Below are 14,623 nucleotides of genomic sequence, written 5' to 3' on the forward strand. Positions count from 1 at the left end.
TTTTGTGCCCGCGCTCGCGGCCATGAAGACGAAGGAAGAGGAAATGGTAGACAAGGTACCGATGACGCAGAACGGTTTCGAGAAGCTCAGCGAAGAGCTGCGCTGGCGTCAGCAGGAAGAGCGTCCGCGCATCATCGAGGCGATTGCCGAGGCGCGCGCTCATGGCGACCTTTCCGAAAATGCGGAATATCACGCCGCCAAGGAAGCCCAGAGCCACAATGAGGGTCGAATTGGCGAACTCGAGGATCTGATCGCCCGCGCGGAAGTCATCGACCTCTCGAAGATGTCCGGCTCCAAGATAAAGTTCGGCGCGACGGTGAAACTCATCGACGAGGACACCGAAGAAGAGAAGACCTATCAGATCGTCGGCGATCAGGAAGCCGACGTGAAGGCCGGTCGCATCTCGATCTCGTCCCCGATCGCCCGCGCCCTGATCGGCAAGGAAGTCGGCGACAACATCGAAGTCGTCGCCCCCGGCGGCTCGAAGGCCTACGAGATCCTCGCGGTCAAGTGGGGTTGATGTCAGTCCGAAAGGGCGTTTCCGTGGCACATTCCCTCGACGAGATCACGGTGGTTGCGCCGCATTTCAAGCGGCGCCTCTCCGGTGTGACATCAACGGTCATCCAGCTTGTTCCAGAACAAAGACGTCAGGGTCTCGGCATCCTGACGCTGGGTCCCGGACTTCCCGACCATCTGCCGAAAATGCGCTGGTCACAGCTGCCGGCACTCTGGAAGACGCCGCGAAACGGCAAGCCACGCGTCTGGCATGCCCGTCGCAACAACGAGATGCTGGCAGGCTTGATCCTCCGGGACGCCTTCCGCATGCCCCTCAAGCTTCTCTTCACCTCGGCGGCACAGCGCCATCACAGCCGCTACACCCGTTGGCTGATCTCGAAGATGGATGCGGTCGTTGCCACGAACGCGAAATCGGGCTCCTTCTTGAAGGTTCCGCATACCGTGATACGCCACGGCGTAGACTTGCAGCTGTTCCACCCGTCCGAAGAGATAGACACAGGCCTTCCCGAGGATCTGAAGGGCCGCCAGCTCGTCGGCTGCTTCGGTCGTGTCCGCCACCAGAAGGGCACCGATCTCTTCGTCAGGGCGATGATCGAGCTTCTGCCGCAGAACCCCGAATGGACGGCCGTCATTTCCGGCCGGGTGACGTCAGAACATGCGAGCTTTGCCGACAAGCTGAAGGCCGACATAGCGGCAGCCGGCCTCTCCGATCGCATCCGCTTCATTGGCGAAGTCGATGACATCAAGCCCTGGTATCGCCGCCTGACGCTCTACGTTGCCCCGTCCCGCAACGAAGGCTTCGGGCTTACCCCGCTTGAGGCGATGGCATCCGGCACCGCGGTGGTTGCCAGTGACGCAGGCGCTTATGCCGAAATGATCGTCGAGGGCGAGACTGGATCGGTCGTGCCGGCGGGTGACTACGAGCGCCTGCGCGACGCGATCTCGGCCTTCCTGGAGCCACAAAAGGCCATGCAGGCGGGCCGGAAGGGCCGCGAACACGTCGAAGCGGCTTTCGGGCTTGAACGCGAAGCCGACCAACTGGCCGAAGTTTATGCGGGCCTGCTTGGCACCGCCCTGCCCCATGCGACGACAATGTCACGACCCGCAACCTCTGGAAATGCTTGACCGATGGCGACGCGCGACCTCCTGGACATCCTGATCGTCAACAAGGACAACAGTTTCGGTCTGACGCGCGATACCAATCTGCTGATCGAAGCTCTCGCCTCGATCGGGCGCTCCGAAGGCGTCGCGACAAAGGGTATTCGCGCGAGGTCCCTGCTCGACCGCCTTCTCCGGCGCAAGCAGGCGAAGACCATCCTCCATGTTGAACGCGCTTTCCCGCGCTGGTTCAGTGCGGGCCGGTTCAACCTACTCTGCCCGAACCAGGAACGCTTTCCGCGCCGTCACCTCGGCCGACTGAAAGGCATCGATCTCGTTCTCGCAAAAAGCCGCCACGCCGAAGAGATCTTTCGCGGCCTGGGTGTCGCGACCGCCTATGTCGGCTTCACCTCCGAGGACCGGCTCGATGAGACGGTGCCGAAGAACTGGAACAGCTTTTTCCATCTCGCAGGCGGCAGCACGCTGAAGGGCACGGAAGACGTCATTGAACTGTGGTCACGGCATCCGGAATGGCCAGAATTGGTTCTCGTGCAGCGTGATCCGCATCCGAAGGCTGCGGCCATCGCCAATATCCGGGTGGTCAGCGGCTACATCACCGATGCTCAACTGAAAGAGCTGCAGAACAGCTGCGGCATCCATCTCTGCCCGTCCCGCTCGGAAGGCTGGGGGCACCACCTCGTCGAAGCGCTGTCGGTCGGCGCGGTCGCCGTCACCACCGACGGCCCGCCGATGAACGAGCATGTGTCGACCGATTGCGGCCTGCTCATTCCCTACGGGCGCACCGAGCCGCGGCATCTGGGAACGAACTACCTCGTGGATCTCGCCGCGATGGAAAAGGTCGTCGAGAGCCTGATTCGCATGGATGCTTCGGAAAAGCAGCGGCTGGGATCCGCCGCCCGCAAGCGCTTCCTGGAGATCGACGCCGGTTTCCGTGCGAGGCTGGCTGAGGCCCTGAAACCCTTCTGAGCCTGTCGCTCAGATTTCGACCAAACCGACCTTCTTGACCTGCCGGATCGTCAGCATCGTCCTGACCGTGTCGACATGCTCGTTGGCCGTCAGCACCTCGATGACGAAGTCCTGGAAGCGTGTCAGGTTCTCTGCCACGCAATGCAGCAGGAAATCGCTGTCGCCATTGACCATCCAGGCCTGGCGCACGATCGGCCAGCTGTCGGTCGCCGCCGCAAAGGCCTTCAGATTGGCCTCCGACTGGTGTTTCAGACCGACCATGCAGAAGGCAACGAGGTCGTAGCCGAGACGGCTGGCATTCAGCACCGCGTGATAGCTCTCGATCACGCCCGCCTCTTCGAGCTTGCGCACCCGGCGCAGGCAGGGCGGCGCCGAAATGCCCACGCGCTCGGAGAGTTCCACATTGGTCATCCGCCCGTCGCGCTGCAGTTCTTTCAGAATGCGCAGATCGATGGCGTCGAGTTCTACCTTGAGCACGGTCGCTCCTTTTGAAGATATGGGCGTTATCTACTCCATCGGACGCAATTGGCAAGAATCGACCGCGTTCACGCACAATTATTGCGCCGTGGCGCAAAGCTCTGTTGCTAATGCGGCCGCATGCCTTGAATTGCTTCGCGCTTCGATCCTAAATGAGCGTCACGAGCGCGAATGCCGGATGCGCCCCGAGCTAGGCCCCGGTCGACGACAGGAAACGCGCGTTGAAAGGAAGCGACATGACTGCCCGCCACACCAAGGTGCTGATCATCGGCTCCGGCCCTGCCGGCTATACCGCAGCGATCTACGCCGCCCGCGCCATGCTGAAGCCGGTCCTGATCGCCGGCATGGAACAGGGTGGCCAGCTGATGATCACCACCGATGTGGAAAACTACCCCGGCTTCGCCGACCCGATCCAGGGTCCGTGGCTGATGGAGCAGATGCTGAACCAGGCGAAGCATGTCGGCACCGAGATCGTCAGCGACCTCGTCACCGAAGTCGACACCAGCCACCGCCCCTTCACCATCAAGACCGACAGCGGTCAGGTCTGGACCGCCGATACCCTGATCATCTGCACCGGTGCAAAGGCCAAGTGGCTCGGCATCGAAAGCGAACAGCATTTCCAGGGCTTCGGCGTGTCTGCCTGCGCCACCTGCGATGGCTTCTTCTATCGCAACAAGGACGTGATCGTCGTTGGCGGTGGCAACTCTGCCGTAGAGGAAGCACTCTACCTCTCGCATATCTGCAAGTCGGTCACCGTCGTGCACCGCCGTGACTCATTCCGCTCGGAAAAGATCCTGCAGGAGCGCCTCTTCGCCAAGGAGAACATCCGCGTCCTCTGGAACACCACGGTCGAGGAAATCACGGGCACGCCGGCCAAGCCGCCGATGCCGCCGTCCGTTTCGGGCGTCAGGCTGAAGGATGCCCTGACCGGCGCGGTCACCGATATGCCGATCGATGGCGTCTTCGTCGCGATCGGCCACGCTCCGGCCGTCGAATTGTTCAAGGGCAAGCTGAAACTCAAGTCCAACGGCTACCTCTGGACCGCACCCGATTCGACCGCAACCGATGTGCCCGGCATCTTCGCGGCCGGTGATGTCACCGACGATGTCTATCGTCAGGCGATCACCGCTGCCGGCATGGGCTGCATGGCAGCGCTCGAGGCCGAACGCTTCCTCTCGGCCTTGCCCGTCGAGACACAGCAAGCCGCGGAATAAGCGATATGAGAGGGGGCGGCATGCCGCTGGACTGGGACAAACTGCGCATTTTCCATGCCGCTGCGGAAGCCGGGTCCTTCACCCATGCCGCAGACAAGCTGCATCTGTCCCAGTCGGCGATCAGTCGCCAGGTCTCCTCGCTGGAGCAGGACATCGGCGTCAAGCTCTTTCACCGCCATGCGCGCGGCCTGATCCTGACCGAACAGGGCGAGTTGCTCTATCGCACCGCCCATGACGTTCTCTTGAAGCTGCAGACGGTCAAGATGCAGCTGACCGAGACGACGGAGAAGCCGTCCGGCAAGTTGCGCGTGACGACGACCGTCGGTCTGGGCCAGGGCTGGCTGACCGATAAGGTCCAGGAATTCCTGCAGCTCTACCCTGATATGTCGATCCAGCTCATTCTCGACAACGAGGAGCTGGACGTGAACATGCGCCATGCCGACTGCGCCATTCGCCTTCGCCAGCCGCAGCAGTCGGATCTCATCCAGCGCAAGCTGTTCACCGTGCACATGCACGTCTATGCAGCCCCCTCATACATCAACCGCTATGGGGAGCCGCAGTCGATCGAGGATCTCGACAACCACAAGATCATCACCTTCGGCGAGCCGGCACCGAACTACCTGCTCGACGTCAACTGGCTGGAAGTGGCGGGACGCACCTCGGACAATCCGCGCATCCCGCATCTGCAGATCAACAGCCTCACCTCGATCAAGCGCGCCTGCCTGCTCGGCATCGGCATCGCCATGCTGCCCGATTACATTGTCGGCCGCGACCCGGGCCTGCTGCAGCTTGTGACAAGTGCCGACGTCCCCTCCTTCGATACCTATTTCTGCTATCCGGACGAGATCAAGAACGCGGCAAAACTCAAGGCTTTCAGGGACTTCATTGTCGCGAAAGCCCGCAACTGGAACTTCTGAGGCAGCCCGTCGGCTGCCTTTTTTGTTGGCCCTGCACACAGACCTGCAGTTCGCGCATGCCTGACATGCATAAAAAAGCATTGTTCACTGCACAAAAAACCACCATATCGCACACAGCTGATGCACATGGTGGCTTTTTCCTCCCAGTTCCACCGCAGCAGCTGTTCCCCTCTGGAGGTTTTTGACCTTCACAATTTAAAGGGCCCTGGTTTTTCCGGTGGCCCTCTTTTTTTGTTATTTCGTTGGAACAATGGACGGGCCCGCGCGTTTGGACGTCTGGCGGAGCTTGTCTGTGCGCCCCCGGGTGTGCGGCAGCAGCGATCAATCCGCCTTGGACTGACATGCTGATACTGGAGGGGACATGTTCCTTGAGGACGTGATGAAGGCGTTGGCGCACCCGGCGCGGATGGAAATGCTGATCTGGCTGAAAGATCCGAAGGAATATTTCGGCGTGCCGAAGGAAGAGGCGGTAGACGGTATCAGTGCCGGCCAATTCGAGCGGTCGGGGCTGTCGCAGTCGGCGGTATCTGCGCATCTTGCGACCCTGCAGCGTGCCGGCCTGATTAGTTCCAAGCGGGTGGGCCAGCGGGTACTCTATCGCCGCAACGAAGATACGATTTCGGAATTCATCAAGTCCTTGAACAATACCCTCTGATGCCCCACATCGGGTCTGCCGGCGGCAACCTCCCGTCGCCGGAAAATCCCGAGAGGTTTCATGTCCAAGCTTTTTGACCCGACATCCGTCGGCACCATCCCCGTGTCCAACCGCATCGCCATGGCCCCGCTGACGCGCAACCGTTCGCCGGGCGCCGTACCGAACGATCTGAACGTCGAATATTACCGGCAGCGCGCAACCGCCGGCCTGATCATCAGCGAAGGCACAGCCATTACGCATCAGGCCCAGGGCTATGCGGACGTGCCCGGGCTCTACAAATCCGAAGCCATCGAGGGCTGGAAGAAGGTCACCGACGCCGTGCACGCAGCCGGCGGCAAGATCGTCATCCAGCTCTGGCATGTCGGGCGTATCTCCCACACCAGCCTCCAGCCAGAAGGCGGCAAGCCGGTCGCTCCCTCGGCCATTGCTGCGAAGTCGAAAACCTACGTGCTCAACGCCGATGGCTCCGGTGCTTTCGTCGAGACCTCCGAGCCGCGCGCCCTGGAGACGGCGGAAATCCCCGGCATCCTGGAAGACTACCGCAAGGCAGCCCGTGCGGCCATCGAAGCAGGTTTTGACGGTGTCGAAATCCATGCGGCCAACGGCTACCTGCTCGAGCAATTCATGCGCTCGAACAGCAACCAGCGCACCGACCAGTATGGCGGGTCGGTCGAGAACCGCATTCGTCTGACACTCGAAGTCGTCGAAGCCGTGGTCAGCGAGATCGGTGCCGAGAAAACCGGCATCCGCATTTCGCCGACGACGCCGGCAAACGATGTCTCGGATCCCGACCCGAAGACCGTTTATACGGCGCTTGTCGAAGGTCTCGCCAGATTCGATCTCGCATTCGTGCATGTCATCGAAGGCGCGACCGGCGGCCCGCGTGACGTTGAGCCCTTCGATTGGCAGGCGCTGAAGGCTGCCTATCGCACAGCCGGTGGCAAGGGTGCCTGGATCGCAAACAATGGCTATGACCGCGCCTCCGCGATCGAGGCTGTCGAAAGCGGTTATGCCGATCTCGTCGCCTTCGGTCGCCCCTTCATCGCAAACCCGGACCTCGTGCGGCGCCTGAAGGAAGATGCAGCCCTCAACCCGCTGGACCAAGCCACGCTTTATGGCGGCGGCGCGGAAGGCTACACAAGCTACCCGGCCCTGGCATAAACTGCGAAGGGCTCCCGGAAGCGGGGGCCCTTTCTCTTGAGCCATGGGATCATGGACGGCGCTGACGGATCCGCCCGACAAGAACGAATGCGACGAGCCCCATGGCGAGCCCGTTGACCGGGTGCAGAGCGCCGAGCATGGGCAGCCCATCTCCGAGTGCGGCTAGCGTTACCTGCACCAGATATCCCCCCAGGAGCAGCGATGCGAACCCTCGAAACCGAGCCAGCACACCTCTCAACGTCATCGCGAAGACGATGAGGATGGGCAGCGCGAGCGCGCCGCCCGTCGCAGCATGCACTTCCCAGCCTGCGCCTCCACCGAACACCGTGAGACCCGCCAGAAAGAATTGCACCGCGATGCCCAGAAGGGTCAGCCAGACCAGAGACCTGAACACGAAAAACCCGCTCGACGCGTCGATGGAAGACCGCATCATGGCCTGTCCGCCATCGCAACATGTGCCGAAGCCCGATCATTTACAATTGGACCCTGCGGAAGGCAGCCAAGGCTCTGCAGCGTCGTACGCACAGCCAGGTCAATCGGGGTCTGCGGCTCCTCGCCCAGGAACTTCACAAGGCGGCGGTTTTCGAGGCGGATCGTTTCCCGCCAGAGATAGCGCATCTCGTGGAGCTCGTTGATCAGCGGCACGAAGGGACGCGCAAGACCGGCTAGCCGCCAGGGGAAGCCAAAGGTTAGAATTTCCGGACGGCCCACGACCCGACCGATAGCCTGCGCCATCTGCACCCCGTCATGGTCGAAGAACCCGTTCATGTGAAAGCGCGAGAAGCGCGGCAACTCGTCTGCGCGATCGAGCAAACGCATGAAGGTCTCGGCGACGTCAGGCAAATAGGCCCAGGCATGACCCACGCCCCTTCGACCGGGATTGATGACGAAGCGCACCGGCTTGCCCGGCTGTACCAGCCCCTGGGCGAACCAGTTGTTGCCGGCGTCGGGCCCGAAGAAGTCCCCTGCCCGGACGATGATCACCGGAACGCCTTCCTGGGCCGCCTGCTCCAGCCTTTGCTCGAGTTCGACGCGGATCTTTCCTTTCACGGTCACCGGTCGCTGCGGGCTTTCCTCGGCAAGCAGCGGGAACGCCTCGGGGCCGAAGTTGTAGATCGTGCCCGGCATCAGGATGCGGGCTCCGACCGCCCGCGCGGCCGCAATCGTATTGTCGATCATCGGCAGGACGAGTTCGCCCCAGTTCCGGTAGCCCGGGGGGTTGACCCCGTGCACGATGACGCTGGCACCCTGAGCTGCGGCCAGCACATCGGAGGCCCGCATGGCGTCTCCGCCAACCCATTCATATTCGGGTCGCGACGACATCTGCTCTTCGGGGCGGCGATGCATGGCGCGTACGCCGTAGCCGCGCTGAAGCAAAGCTTTCGCCAGCGCTCCGCCGATGCCACCCGTTGCGCCGAGAACCAGCGCGAGTGGCAGCTGCAAGGCAGGGTTCGAAAAATCGGTCATATCCATTCTCCTGGTTTGAACAGGAATGACCTTCCCACGCGACGGGGATATTCGGAATTGCCAGAATCCGTACAGTTGATATACATAAATGCATGACCTTGGATCACATCAGTTGGGACCACTACCGAACCTTCCTCGCCGTTGTCGAAACGGGCTCCCTTTCTGCCGCCGCTCGCCAGCTTGGCCTTACTCAGCCCACCGCAGGACGGCATATCGAGACACTGGAACTGGCCTTCGGCGCGCCCCTGTTCCTGCGCATACCCCAGGGTCTCCTGCCGACGGAGAAGGCCTTGGCCATGAAGGCCCATGCCCGCAGCATGGCGGCCATGTCCGCAGCACTGGCGCGCATCGCCTCGGGCGACATGCAGGAGGTGCGTGGCACCGTCCGCATCAGCGCGAGTGAAGTCATTGCGGTGGAGGTTCTGCCGCCGGTCCTGGCACTGCTGCAGGAAGAGCATCCGGCGCTGGAACTCGAGCTCTCGGCCTCTGATACTGTCGAGGACCTGCTGCAGCAGGAAGCTGATATCGCCATCCGGATGGTGCAGCCGAGCCAGTCCGCCCTACTCAGCCGCCGCGTCGGCAGGATCACTCTCGGCTTCCACGCCCATCGCAATTATGTCGCGCGCCACGGCGCGCCCGAAACGCTCGACGCGCTCTCGCAGCATCGCCTGATCGGCTTCGACCGACAGTTGGCCTATATCAGGGAAATCTTGAGGCACCGGCCTGACCTCGCCGGCATCGGCTTTGATTTTCGAGCCGACAGCAACCTTGTGCAACTGGCGGCAATTCGCGCCGGCCTCGGCATCGGCATGTGCCAGCATGCCTTTGCGGCATGCGATAAGGACCTGGTCGAAATCCTCCCGGGAACCCTCGATATCTCGCTCGAAACCTTCGTGGTCATGCACGAAACCTTGAAGACCGTCCCACGCTTCCGGGCAACCTTTGATGCGCTGGTTTCAGGTCTTGATGCCTGGGTGCGACTTCCCTGCAAGCCCGCAGCGAGCACAATCCAGACGCAATCAAAACGTGAAGCAAACGCCGCAACCGATTCTGTCGATTGAGCTTTCGCGCCCGTTCAGGCCTGCGGCCTTTCCTCAGCAGAGAAGGCATCGACGATCTCCACCTCGGGCCGGTCGCCACCGTCGCTATACTCTTCGCGCCAGCGCCCGCTCTCATCCTGGTAGCTGATTGTCACCGGCTCATCGCCGACCTGCTGCTCTTCCATCACGATGCGCGCGGCTTCCAGCGCCTGGTCATGGGTCGCAAACGCCTCCGAATAGACGCCTCCGAGCCTGTAGGCCCAACCGCCGTCGTGAGGAACGATCTCATAGGTGATTTTCACCATGGCCTTCTCCTCCTCGGCTGATGGGAGTATCCCATTAAAACATGCAGGGCGCAAACCTCGATCGGACGAGTCGGAACAGCGAACCTGCCAGCCTCGTTACCGGGGCACGTTCGGCAGAAGGAGAAGACGGTGGCGCGGATCCGGCAGGAAAGACTTCTTCTCATCCCGATCGTTGCAGCGGTGCTCGCCCTTTGGCTAGAACATTCTGTTCTGGAAGCCGGGCAAATTCCATCGCTGCTGGCGGCCGCCGGCCTGATAGCGTCGATTGTGGTCGGCTCCATGCGCGTCGCCCACCATGCGGAAATCCTGGCGCACAAGGTTGGCGATCCCTACGGCACGATGATCCTGACGCTCTCGGCGGTCGCCGTGGAAGTGCTGATCCTGGCGATCATGATGAACAACGGCGCTTCGCCGACGCTGGTGCGGGACACGATCTATTCGGCCGTCATGCTGGACATCAACGGCATCCTGGGACTCGCGGCCCTGCTCGGCGGCCTGAAGCATGGAGAGCAACCCTATAACGACGACAGCGGCAAGACCTATGGCGTCATGATCCTGACGGCCATGGGTATTTCGATGATCGTGCCGGAGTTCATTCCCCGGGACCGTTGGCAGTACTATTCCGTCTTCACCATCGGGGCGATGATCGCGCTCTACGCGCTCTTCCTGCGCATGCAGGTGGGGACGCACAGCTACTTCTTCTCCTACAGCTATCCGAGCCGCCAAAGCGGCCGCCCCTGGGATCAGCCGCATGAGACAGAGAACGAGGCTCAATTCCCCGAACAGGAGCATGACGAAGGGTCGACGCTCTGGTCGATCGGCGTGATCCTCTTCGGCGTGGTCTTGATCGGCGTGCTGGCCGAAGTCATGTCGGTCCTGATGGACGCCGGCCTTGAAGGCACCGGCGCCCCGGTTGCCCTGACCGCGATCCTCGTCGCGGGCATTTCCGCAGCCCCCGAGATCCTGACCGCCATGCGGGCGGCCCTGCGCAACCGAATGCAGGCCGTTGTCAACATCGCCATGGGCGCGTCGCTCTCCACCGTCATTCTCACCGTGCCTGTCATGGAGGCGATCGCCCTCTACACGGGCCAGCCCTTCGTCATGGCCATGACCCCGGTTCAGACGACGATGGTTGCGATCACGCTGGTCGCCGCCGCGATCAATCTCAACGACGGAGAGACCAATGCCATCGAAGGCATGACTCATTTCGTCCTCTTTGCCACCTTCATCATGCTCGCATTCCTTGGGCTCTGAACGCGTGTGACTTGAGCGAGCCTGCGACATCCGGGCACGGATCCGTGAGCTACTCCCTGCGGAACTTTTGCGGAAAGTTGCCGTTCCCTGAGCACGGATCGGCCCAGAGCGGGCCTCCCGCCGCATTGTCAACATGATGCGGTAGATGATCGCCCCCGCCGGTCACCGGGGGGCCAACTCGGGAGTCGCACGTGAAGAGATTGGACGTGATCGACGGCATGCGAGGCTACTTCCTCGTCTTCATGCTGATCAACCACATGGTGTTCACCGGGGGCCTCTGGCTCGTGGAGGTCAACCACCGGAACCTCGCTTTCGTCGAGGACGCCCAGGGTTTCGTCTTCCTGTCCGGCCTGCTGACCGGCATGGTCTATAGCCGTAAGATGATGAAGGACGGCTATGCCGTTGGACGAGACCGCATCTGGTCACGGGCGCTGGAGCTTTATCGCTACGCCATGGCGATCATCTTCATCGTCCTGGCATTGCAACTCGTGCTGCCGGGCGCGGTGGACGCCTGGAAGAACTGGCTGGGCGAGACAAGTCTTCTCGATCCGGGCTCGCTCGCACCGGTGGTGACCTTCCTGGTCCAGCCGACCTTCATGGACATCCTGCCCCAATACATCGCCTACATGATCTTTGCGCCCGCCGTCATCTGGCTCTGCCTGCGCGGCCAGTGGCTTGGCGTGGCAATCGGTTCGCTGCTGGTCTGGCTTGCCGCCCAGCTTGGCCTGCACCGCATGGTGACATTCCCGCTTGACGCCTGGCTTGGTGGCGCGCCGGACAAGGAAGGGCTGCGTGTCTCCTTCAACCTCCTCGGCTGGCAGATCGTCTTCTTCGCCGGCATCATCGCGGGCACGCTGACCTCGATGAAGAAGATCGAGTGGCAGAAGGTCTTCGACCCCGACCGCACGACGCTTGCCTGGACGGCGCTTGCGATTGCCCTCTTCTTCCTGCCATTGCGCATTGCAACCGCGCACGGCTTCATGCCGGGCTTCGTGCTCGAAAAGTTCGGCCTGATGGAAGTCCGTGCAGACTTCGGACCCGTTTACCTCATCAATTTCGCGGCCGTCGCCTACGGCCTCGCCTGGCTTCTGATCGCCGGCCCACGCCATCAGAGCCCGATCATCCAGAAGATCGCCTCGACGCTGACGAGCCTTTTCACGCTGAGCTTCCTGCAGTTGCTCGGCCGTCACTCGTTGCAGATCTATGTCTGGCACGTGCTGATCGTCTACATGGTCTACTATCTCGACGCCCGGACGCCGGAACTGTCGCAACTGACAAAGACGGCGATCACGCTCGCGGCTCTTGGTCTGCTCGCTGTGCCGGCTCTGTGGCGCGACCGCGAGAAGATCTTCGCCGGCACGCCCTTTGTGGGAAGCTGGATCAAGTCCGCGGCATGAGGAAGCGGGTCTCGTACCCGCTTCCTTGCCGAAGGGCCGATCTGCTCACCAGCGGATAAAGGATTCTTGATCGCGCAGAGACTGCCGATGCGGGAGCTTCGACGCATGTCACGCGTTGAACGGGTCCAAGCACCAGACCAGGAGGAATTGATGAACCGTTTGCCCCGCATTCTCGCCGGAACGATGCTCAGCGTCAGCCTTGCCGGCCTGCCCGCCCTCGCCCAGCAAGGGGGCAACCCGGTGGAGACACAGGCCCCCAATGCACCGAACCAGGAACCGGCCTTCCAGGGTCAAACCCGGGCACCGCAGCCGGCACAACCCGTGGACGTCAAAACCGAAGTTGTGGCAGAAGGATTGCCGCATCTGTGGGCCATGGAGTTCCTGCCCGATGGCCGCATGCTCGTGACCGCGAAGGCCGGTGCCATGCATATCATCGGCACCGACGGCAAGGCGGGACCTGAGATCGCCAACGTTCCCGAAGTCTTCAGCGAGGGCCAGGGTGGTCTTCTCGACGTGGCGCTTGCTCCTGACTATGAAAGCTCGGGCAGGATCTTCTTCTCCTTCGCCGAACCGCGCGAGGACGGCAATGGCACATCCGTCGCCAGCGCACGGCTCGTCCCCGACGACCAGGGCGGCGGCGCGCTTGAAGACGTGAGCATCATCTTCCGACAGATGCCGACTCACGACGGCAACAAGCACTTCGGATCCCGCCTCGCTTTCGGTCCAGAGGGTGAACTCTACGTCACGGTCGGTGAGAGGTCAGATGCTGAACCCCGCGTGCAGGCGCAGGACCTTCAGAGCGGCCTGGGCAAGATCTTCCGCATCAGCCAGACCGGCGAGGCGTTGGAAGGGAACCCCTTCATCGGCCAGGACGGCGCCCAGCCGGAAATCTGGTCGCTCGGCCACCGTAACCTGCAGTCCGCCACCATCGACGGTGAGGGCCGCCTGTGGACAGTGGAGCATGGCCCCAAGGGCGGCGACGAACTGAATCTTCCCCAAGCCGGGAAGAACTACGGTTGGCCGGAAGTCACCTATGGTGTCGAGTACAGCGGCGAAGAAGTGGGCGACGGCATCACGCAGATGGCCGACACTGAACAGCCGATCTACTACTGGGATCCGGTCATCGCTCCCTCGGGCATGGCCTATTACGATGCCGATGCCATCCCCGAATGGAAAGGCGCCTTCCTGGTCGGCGGCCTCGTCAGCCAGGGCGTGGTCGTGCTGCATATGGAAAATGACCGCGTGAAGCATGAGGAACGCGTCGCTCTCGAAGCCCGCATTCGCGACGTGAAGGTCGGCCCAGACGGCGCGGTTTACGCCGTCACCGAGCAGCGCGGCGGCGGCAATTCGACGATCGTGAAGCTGACCAAGGGCTGAACCAAGCTCTCCGCCCCTGATCGCCGAGATCAGGGGCGGAATGCCAGAGGGTGGTCGACCAGGGCGCGGTCGACCGTAACAAGCTCAAAGCCCTCGACTTGGCACTGGGCGAGAAGCAGACGATCAAAAGGGTCGCGGGTGGGCGGCTCGGGATCCAAGGTGTGGAGGACGTGGGAGACTTCGATCCCGAGTATCTGCAGTCTGACTGACGCTATGGCTTCCGGCAAATCACTCAGCGGCATACCGATGTCCAGCTTGCCAAGCCTGGTTTTTATTGCGATTTCCCAAAGAGTTGCGGCACTGACGAACCCCTCGACGTCTCCAACTTCGAGTAGTGCGTGTATGGAAGGAAAATGCTGCCGAAAAGAGCGCCCGAAAAAGGCAAGTGCAATGTGCGTATCCAGCAGGACGGACGACACTACGGGAGCGGCCTTAGGAGGAAATCTTCCGGAAGCGGATCATCAAAATCTTCGGCGATGTATGGAACTGCATTCTCGATCCCCTTCGACCGCAAATAAGCCTGACCGGCCTCCCAATCGATTCCACCCTTCTTAGCCCTCGGCTTCTGCGCCTCTGCCGCCGCATGCGGCACCAGATCCAGCACAGGCTTCCCATCGCGTGTCACGGTCACGACCTCGCCCCGCTCGACGGCATCGGCGAGCGCTTCCAGATCGCGTGTGGCTTCCTGCAGGCTGACGGTTTTCATGCAACCGAGAATACCACAGGCACTCGGCACCCTCAACAAACCGATAAATGCA

The 14,623-nt window shown here is 61.9% G+C and carries 17 protein-coding genes; 11 read left to right on the top strand and 6 right to left on the bottom strand.

The features are described 5' to 3' along the window. Nucleotides 1-43: 43 nt before the first annotated feature. Genes greA through H6M51_RS15440 form a run of 3 tightly spaced genes read left to right on the top strand, consistent with a single transcriptional unit; the run spans nucleotide 44 to nucleotide 2,601 of the window. Nucleotides 44-520, top strand: a complete 477-nt coding sequence (greA, locus tag H6M51_RS15430) for a transcription elongation factor GreA (protein ID WP_185810707.1) — start codon at nucleotides 44-46, stop codon at nucleotides 518-520. Beyond that, on the top strand, nucleotides 520-1,641 hold the full coding sequence (locus tag H6M51_RS15435; RefSeq protein ID WP_185810708.1) for a glycosyltransferase family 4 protein: 1,122 nt from the start codon (nucleotides 520-522) through the stop codon (nucleotides 1,639-1,641). The genes greA and H6M51_RS15435 overlap by 1 nt, the downstream gene beginning before the upstream one ends. A gap of 3 nt (nucleotides 1,642-1,644) precedes the next feature. Then, nucleotides 1,645-2,601, top strand: coding sequence for a glycosyltransferase (locus H6M51_RS15440; protein ID WP_185810709.1), 957 nt, complete (start codon nucleotides 1,645-1,647; stop codon nucleotides 2,599-2,601). Between the two features lie 9 nt (nucleotides 2,602-2,610). Here H6M51_RS15440 and H6M51_RS15445 read toward each other — a convergent pair whose 3' ends face one another. Beyond that, entirely contained in the window at nucleotides 2,611-3,078 is a 468-nt protein-coding gene (locus H6M51_RS15445; protein ID WP_006725561.1) for an Lrp/AsnC family transcriptional regulator, read from the bottom strand. 236 nt (nucleotides 3,079-3,314) lie between these two features. Here H6M51_RS15445 and trxB point away from each other — a divergent pair, with 236 nt between their 5' ends. The 4 genes from trxB (at nucleotide 3,315) to H6M51_RS15465 (ending at nucleotide 7,025) form a co-directional block, all read left to right on the top strand. Beyond that, entirely contained in the window at nucleotides 3,315-4,292 is a 978-nt protein-coding gene (gene trxB / locus H6M51_RS15450; RefSeq protein WP_185810710.1) for a thioredoxin-disulfide reductase, read from the top strand. Nucleotides 4,293-4,312: 20 nt separating this feature from the next. Beyond that, nucleotides 4,313-5,209, top strand: a complete 897-nt coding sequence (locus H6M51_RS15455) for a LysR family transcriptional regulator VtlR (RefSeq protein WP_185810711.1) — start codon at nucleotides 4,313-4,315, stop codon at nucleotides 5,207-5,209. Between the two features lie 361 nt (nucleotides 5,210-5,570). Then, a complete protein-coding gene (locus H6M51_RS15460) occupies nucleotides 5,571-5,864 on the top strand; it encodes a helix-turn-helix transcriptional regulator (protein ID WP_185810712.1) in 294 nt (97 codons plus the stop codon). Nucleotides 5,865-5,924: 60 nt separating this feature from the next. Beyond that, entirely contained in the window at nucleotides 5,925-7,025 is a 1,101-nt protein-coding gene (locus H6M51_RS15465) for an alkene reductase (RefSeq protein WP_185810713.1), read from the top strand. A 49-nt stretch (nucleotides 7,026-7,074) separates the two neighbouring features. Here H6M51_RS15465 and H6M51_RS15470 read toward each other — a convergent pair whose 3' ends face one another. Further along, nucleotides 7,075-7,458 carry a DUF6220 domain-containing protein gene (locus H6M51_RS15470; protein WP_185810714.1) on the bottom strand — a complete coding sequence of 128 codons (384 nt, stop codon included), beginning with the start codon at nucleotides 7,456-7,458 and terminating at the stop codon, nucleotides 7,075-7,077. Continuing rightward, a complete protein-coding gene (locus tag H6M51_RS15475) occupies nucleotides 7,455-8,492 on the bottom strand; it encodes an NAD(P)H-binding protein (RefSeq protein ID WP_185810715.1) in 1,038 nt (345 codons plus the stop codon). The genes H6M51_RS15470 and H6M51_RS15475 overlap by 4 nt, the downstream gene beginning before the upstream one ends. A gap of 92 nt (nucleotides 8,493-8,584) precedes the next feature. On the opposite strand from H6M51_RS15475, the gene H6M51_RS15480 reads away from it, so the two are divergent. Continuing rightward, entirely contained in the window at nucleotides 8,585-9,553 is a 969-nt protein-coding gene (locus tag H6M51_RS15480) for a LysR family transcriptional regulator (protein WP_185810716.1), read from the top strand. 14 nt (nucleotides 9,554-9,567) lie between these two features. Here the strand turns inward: H6M51_RS15480 and H6M51_RS15485 are convergent, their stop codons facing one another. Next, entirely contained in the window at nucleotides 9,568-9,837 is a 270-nt protein-coding gene (locus tag H6M51_RS15485) for a DUF2188 domain-containing protein (protein ID WP_185810717.1), read from the bottom strand. A gap of 129 nt (nucleotides 9,838-9,966) precedes the next feature. Between H6M51_RS15485 and H6M51_RS15490 the strand changes: the two genes are divergently transcribed. From H6M51_RS15490 to H6M51_RS15500, 3 genes are all read left to right on the top strand, one after another. After that, entirely contained in the window at nucleotides 9,967-11,091 is a 1,125-nt protein-coding gene (locus H6M51_RS15490) for a calcium:proton antiporter (RefSeq protein WP_185810718.1), read from the top strand. A gap of 191 nt (nucleotides 11,092-11,282) precedes the next feature. Beyond that, nucleotides 11,283-12,488 carry an OpgC domain-containing protein gene (locus H6M51_RS15495; RefSeq protein ID WP_185810719.1) on the top strand — a complete coding sequence of 402 codons (1,206 nt, stop codon included), beginning with the start codon at nucleotides 11,283-11,285 and terminating at the stop codon, nucleotides 12,486-12,488. A gap of 150 nt (nucleotides 12,489-12,638) precedes the next feature. Then, nucleotides 12,639-13,865, top strand: coding sequence for a PQQ-dependent sugar dehydrogenase (locus H6M51_RS15500; RefSeq protein WP_185810720.1), 1,227 nt, complete (start codon nucleotides 12,639-12,641; stop codon nucleotides 13,863-13,865). A gap of 29 nt (nucleotides 13,866-13,894) precedes the next feature. Here the strand turns inward: H6M51_RS15500 and H6M51_RS15505 are convergent, their stop codons facing one another. Both H6M51_RS15505 and H6M51_RS15510 read right to left on the bottom strand, forming a co-directional pair. Beyond that, nucleotides 13,895-14,284, bottom strand: a complete 390-nt coding sequence (locus tag H6M51_RS15505) for a type II toxin-antitoxin system VapC family toxin (protein WP_185810721.1) — start codon at nucleotides 14,282-14,284, stop codon at nucleotides 13,895-13,897. Continuing rightward, nucleotides 14,284-14,571 (bottom strand): type II toxin-antitoxin system Phd/YefM family antitoxin, encoded by a 288-nt coding sequence (locus H6M51_RS15510; RefSeq protein ID WP_185810722.1) that lies wholly within the window; start codon nucleotides 14,569-14,571, stop codon nucleotides 14,284-14,286. The genes H6M51_RS15505 and H6M51_RS15510 overlap by 1 nt, the downstream gene beginning before the upstream one ends. Nucleotides 14,572-14,623: the final 52 nt, after the last annotated feature.

The sequence above is a fragment of the Rhizobium sp. AQ_MP genome (assembly GCF_014237835.1).
In the GTDB taxonomy this organism is placed as follows: Bacteria; Pseudomonadota; Alphaproteobacteria; order Rhizobiales; family Rhizobiaceae; genus Allorhizobium.

What these genes read in the sequence shown, in the direction of transcription:
- greA (WP_185810707.1), top strand. Translation starts at nt 44, where the DNA reads ATGGTAGACAAGGTACCGATGACGCAGAACGGTTTCGAGAAGCTCAGC.
- H6M51_RS15435 (WP_185810708.1), top strand. Translation starts at nt 520, where the DNA reads ATGTCAGTCCGAAAGGGCGTTTCCGTGGCACATTCCCTCGACGAGATC.
- H6M51_RS15440 (WP_185810709.1), top strand. Translation starts at nt 1,645, where the DNA reads ATGGCGACGCGCGACCTCCTGGACATCCTGATCGTCAACAAGGACAAC.
- trxB (WP_185810710.1), top strand. Translation starts at nt 3,315, where the DNA reads ATGACTGCCCGCCACACCAAGGTGCTGATCATCGGCTCCGGCCCTGCC.
- H6M51_RS15455 (WP_185810711.1), top strand. Translation starts at nt 4,313, where the DNA reads ATGCCGCTGGACTGGGACAAACTGCGCATTTTCCATGCCGCTGCGGAA.
- H6M51_RS15460 (WP_185810712.1), top strand. Translation starts at nt 5,571, where the DNA reads ATGTTCCTTGAGGACGTGATGAAGGCGTTGGCGCACCCGGCGCGGATG.
- H6M51_RS15465 (WP_185810713.1), top strand. Translation starts at nt 5,925, where the DNA reads ATGTCCAAGCTTTTTGACCCGACATCCGTCGGCACCATCCCCGTGTCC.
- H6M51_RS15470 (WP_185810714.1), bottom strand. Translation starts at nt 7,458, where the DNA reads ATGATGCGGTCTTCCATCGACGCGTCGAGCGGGTTTTTCGTGTTCAGG.
- H6M51_RS15475 (WP_185810715.1), bottom strand. Translation starts at nt 8,492, where the DNA reads ATGACCGATTTTTCGAACCCTGCCTTGCAGCTGCCACTCGCGCTGGTT.
- H6M51_RS15480 (WP_185810716.1), top strand. Translation starts at nt 8,585, where the DNA reads ATGACCTTGGATCACATCAGTTGGGACCACTACCGAACCTTCCTCGCC.
- H6M51_RS15485 (WP_185810717.1), bottom strand. Translation starts at nt 9,837, where the DNA reads ATGGTGAAAATCACCTATGAGATCGTTCCTCACGACGGCGGTTGGGCC.
- H6M51_RS15500 (WP_185810720.1), top strand. Translation starts at nt 12,639, where the DNA reads ATGAACCGTTTGCCCCGCATTCTCGCCGGAACGATGCTCAGCGTCAGC.
- H6M51_RS15510 (WP_185810722.1), bottom strand. Translation starts at nt 14,571, where the DNA reads ATGAAAACCGTCAGCCTGCAGGAAGCCACACGCGATCTGGAAGCGCTC.